Source organism: Acidisoma sp. (assembly GCF_965199065.1).
GTDB lineage: Bacteria > Pseudomonadota > Alphaproteobacteria > Acetobacterales > Acetobacteraceae > Acidisoma.
Map to the genome: position 1 here is coordinate 1,578,512 of NZ_CBDAQN010000003.1, position 12,454 is coordinate 1,590,965.

Annotated in this window: 11 protein-coding genes; 7 read left to right on the forward strand and 4 right to left on the reverse strand. The window is 67.5% G+C overall.

Annotated features, from left to right (window positions below; genetic code table 11):
• Positions 1–81: 81 nt before the first annotated feature.
• The 5 genes from rutA to ACOEQ1_RS15510 all read left to right on the forward strand — a co-directional run bounded on the left by rutA (position 82) and on the right by ACOEQ1_RS15510 (position 7,174).
• Positions 82–1,167 (forward strand): pyrimidine utilization protein A, encoded by a 1,086-nt coding sequence (gene rutA / locus ACOEQ1_RS15490; RefSeq protein WP_419760137.1) that lies wholly within the window; start codon positions 82–84, stop codon positions 1,165–1,167.
• Positions 1,164–2,744 (forward strand): amidase, encoded by a 1,581-nt coding sequence (locus ACOEQ1_RS15495; protein WP_419760138.1) that lies wholly within the window; start codon positions 1,164–1,166, stop codon positions 2,742–2,744. The genes rutA and ACOEQ1_RS15495 overlap by 4 nt, the downstream gene beginning before the upstream one ends.
• 70 nt (positions 2,745–2,814) lie before the next feature.
• On the forward strand, positions 2,815–4,410 hold the full coding sequence (locus ACOEQ1_RS15500; RefSeq protein WP_419760713.1) for a glucan biosynthesis protein: 1,596 nt from the start codon (positions 2,815–2,817) through the stop codon (positions 4,408–4,410).
• Positions 4,398–6,560: a glucans biosynthesis glucosyltransferase MdoH gene (mdoH, locus tag ACOEQ1_RS15505; protein ID WP_419760139.1), complete on the forward strand. Its 2,163-nt coding sequence runs from the start codon at positions 4,398–4,400 to the stop codon at positions 6,558–6,560. The genes ACOEQ1_RS15500 and mdoH overlap by 13 nt, the downstream gene beginning before the upstream one ends.
• A gap of 62 nt (positions 6,561–6,622) precedes the next feature.
• Positions 6,623–7,174: a DUF1003 domain-containing protein gene (locus ACOEQ1_RS15510; RefSeq protein ID WP_419760140.1), complete on the forward strand. Its 552-nt coding sequence runs from the start codon at positions 6,623–6,625 to the stop codon at positions 7,172–7,174.
• On the opposite strand, the gene ACOEQ1_RS15515 is transcribed toward ACOEQ1_RS15510, so the two are convergent.
• The 4 genes from ACOEQ1_RS15515 to ACOEQ1_RS15530 are packed head-to-tail and all read right to left on the reverse strand — an operon-like array spanning position 7,156 to position 10,199.
• Complete coding sequence (locus tag ACOEQ1_RS15515) at positions 7,156–8,721, reverse strand: ArnT family glycosyltransferase (RefSeq protein WP_419760141.1); 1,566 nt, start codon at positions 8,719–8,721, stop codon at positions 7,156–7,158. The two genes, ACOEQ1_RS15510 and ACOEQ1_RS15515, sit on opposite strands and share 19 nt — an antisense overlap.
• A 46-nt stretch (positions 8,722–8,767) precedes the next feature.
• Complete coding sequence (locus tag ACOEQ1_RS15520; RefSeq protein ID WP_419760142.1) at positions 8,768–9,496, reverse strand: LrgB family protein; 729 nt, start codon at positions 9,494–9,496, stop codon at positions 8,768–8,770.
• Positions 9,493–9,873, reverse strand: coding sequence for a CidA/LrgA family protein (locus ACOEQ1_RS15525; protein WP_419760143.1), 381 nt, complete (start codon positions 9,871–9,873; stop codon positions 9,493–9,495). Before ACOEQ1_RS15525 ends, ACOEQ1_RS15520 begins: the two co-directional genes overlap by 4 nt.
• A gap of 38 nt (positions 9,874–9,911) precedes the next feature.
• A complete protein-coding gene (locus tag ACOEQ1_RS15530) occupies positions 9,912–10,199 on the reverse strand; it encodes a hypothetical protein (RefSeq protein ID WP_419760144.1) in 288 nt (95 codons plus the stop codon).
• 143 nt (positions 10,200–10,342) lie between these two features.
• On the opposite strand from ACOEQ1_RS15530, the gene ACOEQ1_RS15535 reads away from it, so the two are divergent.
• Together ACOEQ1_RS15535 and ACOEQ1_RS15540 are read left to right on the forward strand one after the other, a co-directional pair.
• Positions 10,343–11,371, forward strand: coding sequence for an NAD(P)-dependent oxidoreductase (locus tag ACOEQ1_RS15535; protein ID WP_419760145.1), 1,029 nt, complete (start codon positions 10,343–10,345; stop codon positions 11,369–11,371).
• Between the two features lie 23 nt (positions 11,372–11,394).
• Positions 11,395–12,450, forward strand: a complete 1,056-nt coding sequence (locus ACOEQ1_RS15540) for a LacI family DNA-binding transcriptional regulator (RefSeq protein ID WP_419760146.1) — start codon at positions 11,395–11,397, stop codon at positions 12,448–12,450.
• The last annotated feature ends 4 nt before the right edge of the window (positions 12,451–12,454 follow it).

Sequence of the window (12,454 nt, forward strand, 5' to 3'; positions counted from 1 at the left end):
GCCGGCCACGAACCGGACTTCTGGCACCGGACTTGCACATCTTCGCCCGACGATCCACGCGTCTATGGGCAGGAGAGCAAGATGGATATGGGCGTTTTTATTCCCATCGGGAACAACGGGTGGCTGATCTCGGAAGCCTCGCCGCAGTACAAGCCGAGCTTTGCCCTGAATAAGACGATCGTTCAGAAAGCCGAAGATTACGGCTTCGAGTTTGCGCTCTCCATGATCAAGCTTCACGGGTTCGGCGGCAAGACCGAATTCTGGGACTACAATCTGGAGTCGTTCACCCTCATGGCCGGGCTGGCGGCGGTGACGGAGCGTATTCGCCTCTACGCCTCCACCGCCGTCCTTACCCTGCCGCCGGCGCTCGTCGCCCGCATGGCCACGACGATAGAGTCGATCGCGCCCGGACGGTTCGGGGTGAACATCGTATCCGGTTGGCAGAAGGCCGAATACGAGCAGATGGGCTTGTGGCCCGGCGACGAATACTTCGCAAAGCGCTATGAATACTCGAGCGAGTACATAAAGATCATGAAGGAGCTGTGGGCGACCGGCTCATCGAGCCACAAGGGCGAGTTCTTCCGCATGGAGGACTGCCAAATGAAGCCGACGCCCTCCTCCGACATCAAGATCGTCGCCGCGGGGCAGAGCGGGCGCGGCATGGAATTCGCCGCCGAATATGCCGACTTCAGCTTCGTCATGGGCGCCGGGGTCAACACGCCGAAGGCCTGCGCCGGCACGTCGCGGAAGCTGATGGAGGCTGCCGCAAAGACCGGGCGCGATGTCGGCGCCTACATCCTGTTCATGGTCATCGCCGACGAGACGGACGCGGGCGCGATGGCGAAGTGGCAGAGCTACCGCGCGGGCGCCGATATGGGGGCGCTGTCCTGGATGGCCGACCAGGGCGGCCAGGACAAGACCGCCGACGCGCACGGCACCGCCAGCTACATCAACCTGCCGGAGGGCGCGGTCAACTTCAACATGGGCACCATCGTCGGCTCCTACGCCTCGGTCGCGGCGATGCTGGATGAGGCGGCGACCGTCCCGGGCATGAAGGGGATCATGCTGGTGTTCGACGACTTCATCGCCGGCATCGACGCCTTCGGCCAGCGCATCCAGCCGCTCATGGCGTCCCGCGCGGACATCGCCGGGCGGCTCGCGGCGTGAGCGCCGTGGTCTCGCCAGAGGTTCTGCGCACGACGATCCTGGCGGGCACGGTGGCGGCGCCCTCGGCCAGCGACCTGCCCCCGGCGGCGTTCGGCACGCCGGAACCCGGCTGGGCGGAACGTGATCTTCGCGCCGTCGCACCGACCGCCAGCACCGCACCGGCCTCGCCTGCCGCCGCTGCTGCTGCTGATGCTCCGCTTCACCATCTGGGCGTCGGCGATCTGCTCGCGGCCTATGCGGCCGGCCGGACCGATCCCGTGGCCGTTCTCGCCGCACTCCGGTCGCGGATGGCAACGCACCCGACGGGACGCGACGCCGTGCTCGCCCAGATCGCGGAGGCAGAGGCAATGGCGGCCAACAGCGCCGCACGGATCCGGACGGGCCAAGCGCGGCCGCTGGAGGGCGTGCCCTTCGGCGTGAAGGACATCATCGACGCCGCTGGTCAGCCCGTCACCTGCGGGTCTTTCCAGACCGGCGACCGCGTGGCGGCCACGGACGCCACCATCGTCGCCCGTTTGCGGGAGGCGGGCGCGATCCCGGTGGCGATGCTGGCAACGACGGAGTTCGCCTGCGGCTCGGCGCATAACCCCCGCTACGGCGCGGTTCGCAACCCCTGGGACCGGACGCGCTGGACGGGCGGTTCCTCCACCGGCTCGGGCGCGACGCTCGCTGCCCGGATGCTGCCGCTGGCGCTCGGCTCCGATACCGGCGGGTCGATCCGCATTCCGGCGGCCTGGTGCGGCATCACCGGCCTCAAGCCGACGCGCGGGCTGGTGCCCCGCACAGGCGTGGCGCCGCTCTCCTGGACGCTCGACCACGTGGGGCCGATGGCGCGCTCTGCCGACGACCTCGCCTTGGTCATGCCGGTCATCGCCGGGCCGGACGGGCAGGACCCGATGGCCGCCGGCCGCTACGCGGGCGACCGCTGGCGCACGGATCTCCGGGGGCTCCGCATCGGCGTGCCCGGCGGCTGGTTCCTGGAGCTGCAGGACGAGGCGGTGCTGGCGGCATGGCGGTCGGCGCTGGCGGTTTTTGAGGGCCTCGGGGCCGAGCTGGTTCCGGTCGACCTGGGCGACCTCGGGCCCGCGCATACCGACGGCTACTGCATCATGATGTGCGAACTGGCGAGTTTGCAGGAGCCGGATCTCGATCGGATCGACGCATACGATCCCGGCACCCGCGCCCGCATCGAGCAAGGGCTGCGCTTCTCGGCAACGGACTACCTGCGGGCGCTCCGCCGCCGGCCTCTGGTGATGGAGCGGGTTGCGCGCGAGATGGCCTCTGTCGATGTGCTCGTGACGCCGGGCATCGGGAGCGAGGCCGCGTCGCTCGCGGACATGACCGTCATGGTGAACGGCGCCCGGCATCCGCTCCAACTGGTATTGCCGCACAACACGATGATCTTCGACTACACCGGCTTGCCCGCCCTGATGCTGCCGGCGGGGCAAGGTGTGTCCGGTCTGCCGGTGGCCATTCAGGTTGTCGGCAAGCCGTATGACGATGCGCTCTGTCTCAGCCTTGGCAGCGCCTTCCAGCGCGCGACCGATTTCCATCTCCAGTCACCGTTGGAAGCGTAACTAACGATGAAAGTTTTCCGGTTCTTTTCTCAGAAAAGAACCGGATTGGCTGCCGTTGTTAAGCCACAACATGGGACCACCTTGCGGATTGCAACAGCGACTAATCCGGACGGAAGGACTGTCTTTGCAGCGACGCGATTTCATTCACGGCGGCATCGGCTTCTCTGCCCTGGCTGCATTCTCCACCTCCGGCCTCTCTCCTGCTCGCGCCGCGACCGCGTCACCCGTGGGCCCGGCGCCGGGACCGTTCGACCAGTCGACGGTGCGGCGCCTCGCGCAGCAGATGGCGGTGCAGCCATATCGCGGACCTGACACCCGCCTCCCCGGCCCGCTCGCACATCTCACCTATGACGACTACCGGGGCATCGTCTATCGGCCCGAACAGGCGCTGTGGCACAACCAGAAGCTTCGGTTCCAGGTGCAGTTCTTCCCGCGCGGTTTCCTGTATGAGGCGCGGGTGGACATGTTCGAGGTCGCCGACGGTCAGGCGACTGCCGTGCCCTACAGCTCCGACCTGTTCGACTTCGCCGATCCCAAGCTGAAGGTGCCGGGCGACATCGGTTTCTCGGGCCTGCGCATCCTCAACCCTCTCAACAACCCGGATGTATTCGAGGAATTCTGCGTCTTCCTCGGCGCCAGCTACTTCCGCGCGGTGGCGAAGGGCCAGATCTACGGCCTCTCCGCGCGCGGCCTCGCGATCGGGACAGGCAACCCGAAGGGTGAGGAGTTCGCCCGCTTCAGCGCCTTCTGGCTGGAGCGGCCACTGCCCGGGCAGACCTCGATCGTTCTGCATGCGTTGCTCGACAGCCAGAGCGTGACGGGCGCCTTCACCTTCACCATCACGCCCGGTTCGGAGACGCTTTTCGACGTGGAAAGCGCGCTCTATCCGCGCGTCGACATCACCGAGCCCGGCCTCGGGACGCTGACCGGCATGTTTTATTTCGATGCCAACAACCGCAACAAGGTGAATGACTGGCGACCCGCGGCCCATGACTCCGAGGGTCTTTCGATATGGTCGGGTGGCGGCGCCCAGATCTGGCGGCCGCTCAACGACCCCGTCACGCTGCAATTCAGCGCTTTCGGCGACACCAATCCGCACGGTTTCGGGCTCATGCAGCGCAAGCGCAGCTTCTCCGACTATCAGGACATCGCGCTGCAATACGAGAAGCGCCCAAGCCTCTGGATCGAGCCGATCGGCGACTGGGGGCAGGGTGCTGTCGACCTTGTCGAGATCCCTTCGCCCAACGAGGTCAACGACAACATCGTTGCCTTCTGGCGCCCGAAGGACAAGCTCGCGGCGAAGGGCGAATACACTTTCACCTACCGCATGCATTGGGGCTGGGACTGCCCGTGGCCGACGAAGCTCGGCCGCGTCGTCGACACACGGATCGGCAACTCGGACGATCACCCCGGGCTGGAGTTCGCGCTCGATTTCGTCGGTGACGATCTGAAGGCGCTACCCGCCGATGCGTCGCTGCATGCCCAACTCGGCGCCAACACGGGCAAGATCACCGGCGTGGTGGTGGAGCCCAACCCGGCCCTCGGCGGCTGGCGCGTCTTGTTCACGCTGACGCCGGGCAGCGCGCCGCTCGTCGAACTCAACGGCGTGCTCATGAACGGCCAGACGCCGGTTTCGGAAACCTGGCTCTATCGATGGACACCGTGAGCGAGGCGCTGGACCTGCCGGCCGCCGCCGGCGGCTTCACGGCGCTGCCGCCGGAGGTGCCGCTGGCGATGCCGGTGCAGTCGCTCGGCGTCTCCCCGCCACATGCACGGCGCCCGGTGACCAGCCCGCGCGGCATCGCACTCCGACGGCTGTTCGTCATCGGCGGCGCGGTGGCGATGACCGCGGCTGGCGGCTGGCAGATGTATCGCGTGCTCAACGGCAACGGGCCGAGCATCCTCGGGATCGTCGTGCTCGTGCTGTTCCTGGCCTTGTTCGCCTGGGTGGCGCTGGCCTTCATGAGTGCCGTCGGCGGGTTCATCGCGGCGATCTCCGGCGGCGGTCTGGGCCTCGGCATCACGCGGGACGGTCCGCTGCCCGAACTCGCCAGCCGTACGGCGCTGCTGATGCCGACCTATAACGAGAGCCCCGGCCGTGTCATGGCCGCCGTTCTCGCGATTCATGAATCGTTGGCCGCGACCGGCCTCGGCGCCATGTTCGACATCTTCATCCTCAGCGACACGACCGACCCGGATGTATGGATCGCCGAGGAAGCCGCATTCCTGGCGCTGCGGGCTCGCGCCGGCGCTGGGGCGCGGCAGATCTTCTATCGCCGCCGGCCCAAGAATACCGAGCGCAAATCGGGCAATCTGGCGGAGTGGGTGCGGCGCTTCGGCGGCGCCTATCCGCAGATGCTGACACTCGACGCCGACAGCCTGATGGAGGGCGCCACCATCGTGCGGATGGCGGCGGCCATGGAGCGGCACCCTGGCGTCGGCCTGATCCAGACGCTGCCGGTGATCGTCAACGGCACCACGCTCTTTGCCCGGATGCAGCAGTTCGCCGGGCGGGTCTACGGGCCGCTGATCGCCCAGGGGATAACCTGGTGGCACGGCTCCGAAGGCAACTACTGGGGTCACAACGCCATCATCCGCACGCAGGCCTTCGCCGAGCAGGCCGGGCTGCCGCATCTGCCGGGCCGCAAGCCCTTCGGGGGCGCCATCCTCAGCCATGATTTCGTCGAGGCAGCCTTGATGCGCCGGGGCGGCTGGGCGATTCATATGGTGCCCGGCCTTGCCGGCAGCTTCGAGGAAAGCCCGCCGTCGCTGACCGATGTCGCGATCCGCGATCGGCGCTGGTGCCAGGGCAACCTCCAGCACATCGGCGTGTTGCCGGCGCGAGGTCTGAACTGGATCAGCCGGCTGCATCTGCTGATGGGCATCGGCAGCTACGTGACCTCGCCGCTGTGGCTGTGCTTCCTGCTGGCGGGTGTTCTCATCTCGCTCCAATCGCGCTTCGTGCTGCCGCAGTATTTCGGAACCTCCAAATCTCTGTTCCCGCGCTGGCCGCACGTCGATCCCATCCTCGCGAAGTGGGTGTTCATCGCCACCATGGCGGTCCTGCTGGCGCCGAAGCTGCTGGCCTATATCCTGCTATTGTTCGACGGCCCGTTGCGACGCGGCTGCGGCGGCGCCGTCCGTGCGCTGCTCAGCCTGCTGCTGGAGACGCTGCTCGGCGGGCTCATTGCCCCGGTCGCGATGCTGATCCAGACCGAGGGGGTGATGCAGATCCTCGGCGGCCGGGATTCCGGCTGGAACGCTCAGCAGCGCGATGGGGCGGCGGTGCCGCTGAGGATCATCTGGCGGCAGTACTGGCGCTTCATGGTCTTCGGCGTGGTGCTTGCTCTCGCCGCCTATGCCGTCTCGCCGGCACTGTTCCTGTGGATGACGCCGGTGCTGGCGGGGCTCGTGCTCGCGGTGCCGCTCGTGATGCTGACCGGCAGCCAGGGCCTCGGCCTCGGGCTTAAGCGGCTGGGGCTCCTCAGCATCACCGAGGAGCGTGCGGCCTCGGGTGTCATGGTTCGCGCTGCCGCGTGGCACGCGGGCTTCGCGGGCGAGACCGATGGCGCTGTCGGCCGCCTGCTACATGACCCCATTCTGTTGAGCGCCCATGAGGCCATGCTGCCGCCGGCTCGCAGGCCCGGGCGCGACCCGATCGACGTGCCGTTGCTGGTCGGCCTCACCAAGCTCGCCGAGGCCGAGACGCTGCAAGGTGCCCTCTCCGCGCTCACGAAGCCTGAAACTGCGGCGGTGCTGGGCTCAGCCGAGGGGTTGTCGCGTCTGCGTGCCCTTCATGCGGGAATTTCGCCGTAGCCCTCGCTTAACCGGCGCCGGCACCCGACATGGCGGGCAGAGACACTTCCCGGGATCGAACCATGCCGACGACGCCGACCGTGCCGCCACCCTCGGCCGACAGCCTGCACAGTGCCCTCAAGCGGAACATCGAGCAACTTGCCGAGCGCCGGAAACGCGACTTGGCGGCGTCATCCCTCCAGGAGCGGGTGGCCGACAGGATCACTGGCTTCACCGGCAGCATGCTGTTCGTCTGCCTGCATCTGGTCATCTACACGCTCTGGATCGTCATCAACTTGGGCTGGGTCCCTGGCGTCCGGCGCTTCGACCCGTCCTTCGTGATCCTGGCCATGGAGGCTTCGGTCGAAGCCATCTTCCTCTCGACCTTCGTCCTCATCAGCCAGAACCGCATGGCGGCGACGGCCGACAAGCGCGCCGATCTCGACCTCCACATCAATCTCCTGGCCGAGCACGAGTTGACCAAGCTCACCGAGATGGTGGCCGCGATCTCGGAGAAGCTCGGGGTGCATGCCGTGCCGGGGCGCGAGATCGACGAGATCAGCCGGGATGTGGCCCCGGAGGCCGTGCTGGACGCCATCGAAGCATCCAACGAGGATCAGGATCTTCGCCGGTAGACGATCATGGTGTCATACGCGCGCCAGACGCTGTAGTCGGCCGCGAGATCCGCGGCCATCGTGGCGTAGACTGCCGCGTTGCGGACCTGCGGCGACGTGTATTGCGAGACGCGGCGGCGGATCACGAATAGAGGCCGCTGCGCCATGATGGCGTTCAACTGCGCCACCGGGTCGATGTTCACGGTGTACGACAACAGCCGGGTGAGCAGGAACGACGGAAACACGTACTTCGTCGGCAGCCTCGCGTGGAGCAGGCTGTAGAGCACCGGCTCGCTGTCGAACACATAGATCGTCTGCCCCGGAGCCTTCGCCAGTTCCGGCTGGAGTGCGCTCGCCGCTTCGGCCGGCGTATCCCGCAACGGGCCGAAGCCGACAGGCGGACGCATCAGGATCGGGACCATGCGTCCGATATCGACAGCGGCTTCACGGATGGACGGGACCAGCCCCGCCGCCAGCAGCACGAAGAGGACCGCCTTGGGAACCGGTCGCCGCCATGTAGCCGCCTGCCCGGCCATCAGCCCGGCCGCGATGCACAGCACCGGCAGAAGCTGCAGGAAGTAGTGGCTGAAGTAGAGCCCGCCCGAAGCGACGCCGACACTGGACGTCACCGCCCAGAACAGCAGCACCAGCATCTCGATGCGTCCCTCGCCTCGGCTCATGAACAGCCGCAGGACGACCCAGAGCGCTGCCGCGTAGAGTGTGGGGTACAGCACCATCTGGCCGTGGAAATTGCCGAGAAAACTGTGACCCGAAAGCGGGATCGCAACGCGCCGCAGGTTGGAGAGCAGGCTCGCCTGCAGGAAGACACCGAGCCTGCCATGAGCCGCGTAGAGCAGCACCGCCGCAACGAAGGGCACCACTGCGCCGAGGCTGAACACCAGCCCCAGCCTCACCACGTCCCACAGTCGGATCAGGCGCGCCTGCGTCCGCCCCGGCAGCATGGTCATGGCCAGGAACACCGCGAACATGTCGAAGACAGCCACGTATTTCAGCATGAAGGCGACGCCCAGGCTCAGCCCGGTCGCCAGAACCCTCCCCCATCGCAACGGGCCGACAGGCGCCAGCGCCAGCAGCATGCCGAGGCAGGTGAACGCCTCCATGAAGATCTCGGTGTTGGAGGCGACGCCGCCATCCGGAATCGTGGTGACGATGTACAACGCGCCCGCCAGAGCGCCCGACAGTTCCGCCGTCAGCGCGGGCGCCTCCCTCAACAGGTGGCTGGTGAGGCGATAGACCAGCACGGCCGTCGCCCCGATCGCCAGCACGCCCGCCACCCGCATGGCGACGGGCGTATCACCCAGCAACGCCTGGAAGGCCGCGAACACCGCGTAGATGCCGATCGGCTTGTTGTCCCAGACGGTGGTGTACGGCAGATGCCCAGCCCGCCATTGCTCGGCCATGATGAAGTAGAGGCTCTCGTCCCAGTCGACGACGCTCAGCGCGAAAGCCGGCAGCCGCGTCAGCGCGGCCAGCAGAACCAGCCCGCCCCCGATCGTCCAGGGCAGCCACCGGACAGGCCGGGACGCGACGGCTAGCGGCCTCGCCACCACTCCACTCATGCGTCCCTGCCCCCGCTACTGTCTCGCGGATCGTTTACGGGCGGATCAGGGCGAGAATGAGGGGCGCGCCTACCGCCGTCATCAGCCCGTTCAGCGCCATGGCGAGCCCCGCGAAGGCGCCCGCCACGTCATCCACCTGAAAGGCGCGGGCGGTGCCGATGCCATGCGCCGCGAGCCCCGCCGCGAAACCACGCGCCGCGTAGTCGCGGATGCCCAGCAGGTTCATCAGCGGCGTGACCATGATGGCGCCGATGATCCCGGTCGCGATGACGAACACCGCCGTCAGCGTCGGGTCGCCGCCGATCTGCCGGGCGATGCCCATCGCGATGCCGGCGGTCACCGATTTCGGGATGAGCGCCAGCTTCAGCGACATCGGCGCGCCCAAAGCGCTCGCGATCCAGACGGCGGAGAGCATGGCGGTCGGCGCGCCCACCAGAAGGGCGGCGATAATTGGCAACGCCGCGCCCCGCACCAGCGCGCGGTTGCGGTAGAGCGGCACGCCGAGCGCCACCGTCGCCGGGCCGAGTGTGAAATGCACGAACTGCGCGCCTGCGAAATAGACGCGGTAGTCGGTTTTGGTCACGATGAGCAGCAGCACGATGATGACGATCGAGATCAGAACCGGGTTGACCAGCGGGTTGTTGCCGCTCAGCGCCGAGGCCTGCTGTGCCATCAGATAGACGCCGATCGTGACCGTCAGCCACAGCAGCGGGCTCGCCGCGAGGTAGACCCAGAGGTGGAAGAGATCGGCGGGCGCGGTCACGCCCCCGCCCTCCCGGCAACCGCGCGGGAGACGAGCCGAAACACGGAGACGGTGACGACCATCGTGATGAGGCTCGAGCCGAGGAGGGCCAGGATCACCGCCACGCCGTTCGCGAGCACGAGGTGAAAGCTCTGCACGATACCGACGCCCGCGGGCACGAAGAGCAGCCCGAGGTTGCGCAACAGCCCGTCGGAGGCGAAGCCCAGCGCCGTATCCGGCCGGGCGGGATCGTCGCCGGTCTGCCAGCCTCTGACCGCGAGAAGTATCAGCAACAGCATGATGCCCAGCACCGGCCCCGGGATCGGCACATGCAGGCCACGCGCCATGCTTTCGCCCACCAGTTGGCAGGCGAGCAGAATAAAGAAGCCTTGCAGCATGATGTCCTCGCAGCGTTGTCGCCCGAGGACGTGGCGCCTCAGACGTGCGCGGTCGTCGGGATGTGGAAACCGGGCATGAGCAGGTTCACGATCAGAAGTATCAGCAGAACCGTGATGAGCAACCCGAAGACGCCGCCCAACAGGCGGATCGCCGCGATAATGAGCAGGATCGCCACCACGATGAGGACCGCCGACTGAAGCTCGCCGTTGACGCCCGCCTGGACGAGCAAGCGGCGCAGTCCCGCCTCGATGACGCCGATCACGGCCATCACCGCCGTGACAAGGCGCAGGATCAGGGTGAGGACGAAATTGATCGCAGGGGTCATTCCACGCCTTCCGGTTTCGAGCCTAGCTAAGATGGAACCCGAAAAGATCCAAGCCTTTGGCGGTTGCCGCTAAATCCGGCTTGTCCGAAAATCGATTTATTGTCATGATTGCTCAACAAAAAAGAACGCGCCCCGGGGAGGGCTTGGCTTTGGGCAACGTCGTGCTCGTGGACCCGCTGCCGCGGACCCTGGACCTCATCATGGATGCGCCGACACGCGCCCGTTTCGAACGGCTGGGCGAACTCGTCATCTCCGAGGACCGGCCGATGCCGGACGAGACGATCGACCGCCTGCTGCCCGACACGGTGCTCGTTATCGGCCAGACCGCGATGCCGAAGGCACGGCTCGATCGCGCCCCCAACCTCCGCGCGATCTTCAACGTCGAGACCAATCTCCTGCCCAACATCGATTACGCTGCCTGTCAGGCGCGCGGCATCTGGGTGCTGACGCCAGCCTCGGCCTTTGCGGCGCCGGTCGCCGAGGCTGCCCTCGCCATGGCGATCGACCTCGCCCGCGGCATCACCCAGGCCGACCGCGCGATGCGGGACGGCTCCGAATCCTACGGCCTCGCCGGCAACACCGGCACCTTCCGCTTCGCCGGCAGCACCGTCGGCCTCATCGGCTTCGGCGACCTCGGCCGCGAGTTTCGGCGCCTCATCATGCCGTTCGACAACGAGGTGCTCGTCCACGACCCATGGCTGCCGGACGACCTCATCCGCCGCCACCACGCAGAGCCGGTGGGCCTCGATGATCTGCTGCGCCGCGCCCGCGTCATCCTCATCTTTGCGACCGTCACCAGCGACAACCAGGGTTTTCTCGGCGCGCGGGAGTTCGCGCTCATCCAGCCGGGCTCGGCCGTGCTGCTGATGAGCCGCGCCGGCGTCGTCGACTTCCCCGCGTTTCTGGCCGCCGTGGAGAGCGGCCATATCCGGGCGGCGACCGACGTCTTCCCCGAGGAACCGGTGCCCGCCGATGATCCGGTGCGCCGCATCCCGGGTCTGCTGCTCTCGGCGCATCGCACGGGCGGCACGGTCGACGCCCTTCATGCCATCGGACGGATGACGGTGGCCGATGCCGAACTCATCCTGCGCGGCCTGCCGCCGCAGCTTTGCCGCCGCGCCGACCCCGGCGTCGCCGAACGGCTGCGATCCAAACCCATCGCCATCACATGACGATCGGCGAGGAAAATCGTTTTTTGCCGGCTGGAGTGCCGACGATGCGGGACGTGGCGAGGCGTGCCGGCGTCGCCCCCGCCACCGTCTCCAACGTGCTCAGCGGGCGGCGGCAGGTACGGCCGGAATTACGGGACCGCGTCACCGCCGCCATTGCCGCCACTGGCTACCGGCCGAACCAACTCGCCTCCAGCCTCCGCCGGATGCGCACCGACACCGTGGGCATCGTCGTGCCGGATCTCACCAATCCCTTCTTCGCCGCTCTCGTCCACCGTCTGGAGGATCTCGCAGCCGAGGGCGGCTACCAGATCCTGCTCGTTGGCTCGAACGAGGACGAAGCCCGTGAGAGCGACCGGCTCCAGACCCTGCTCTCCCGCCAGATCGACGGGCTCATCATGGCCCCGGCGCGCGACGAGACGGCGGCGCTCGTCGCCAACCGGTCCCGCCTACCGCCGACCGTGCTCATGGATCGCGGCTTCGGCCACGCCGATTTCGATACCGTCACCGCCGACAACCTCGACGCCGCCGTCCGAGGCTCGGCCCACCTCATCGGCCTCGGCCATCGCGACATCGCCTTCGTCGTCACCTCGCCCGACCTCGACAACATGCGCGAGCGGATTGCCGGCTACGGCGCGGCCCTCGCAGAGGCAGGATTGGCCGGTCGCGCCCGCATCCTGGCTGGCGGATTCACGATCGAGGGCTGTCGTGGCGTCATCGAGCAGGAACTGCTGCGCGCCGAGCCACCGTCGGCGATCTTCGCCGCCAACTACGTGGCGACGCTGGGGGCGGTGAAGGCGATCCGGGCGCTCGACCTCGATTTCCCGGCGGAGGTGTCCTTGCTCGGTTTCGACGATACCGACTGGATGACGGTGCTGCGGCCGTACCTCAGCGTCGTTGCCCAGCCAGTGGCTGCGATGGCGGACGCGGTCTGGTCGCTGCTGCGCGAGCGGCTGGCGGACCCGAAGGGCGTTCGCCGGCACCTGCGCCTGCCCTGCGCGCTCGCCGTGCGCGAGTCCACGCAGCGCGCCCGCGTGGCCGTCCATGATCGGGCGAAGGTCCCGATCGGTCTCTCGTCTTAAAATA